This is a genomic window from Chryseobacterium sp. SIMBA_029 (genome assembly GCF_046535275.1).
Lineage (GTDB): Bacteria > Bacteroidota > Bacteroidia > Flavobacteriales > Weeksellaceae > Chryseobacterium.
Genome location: NZ_JAWRXA010000250.1, coordinates 1 through 276, shown reverse-complemented (window position 1 = coordinate 276; position 276 = coordinate 1). Strand labels below are relative to the sequence as shown.

The following is a 276-nucleotide window of genomic DNA, read 5'->3' as shown; positions in this document are numbered from 1 at the left end:
CTGCTTTCTGAATTCATCAGTTCCGGACAGGGTATCAAACCATAAGTTTTTCAAAAAGAAATCCAGTTGTGGGTTTTTATAGTTTTGGTAGGCCTTTATTACCCACTCCAAATTCAGTTCTTTTAAATCTTTAGGATAATTGGAAAGATCTTCTCCATAACAAAGCTTCCCGTTTAAGAAAGGATCTTTTGCTCCATAACTTGGTTTTGGAGTAAATTGATAAGGTAAGCTTTCGGTCCATGGAGAGCCATAAATCTGAAAAGGATGCTCAGTTCC

At 37.0% G+C, this 276-nt stretch carries 1 pseudogene; it reads right to left on the bottom strand.

Annotation, left to right across the window (positions count from 1 at the left end):
- A pseudogene (locus SB679_RS24020) lies at positions 1 to 276 on the bottom strand (DUF1343 domain-containing protein); the annotation flags it as partial.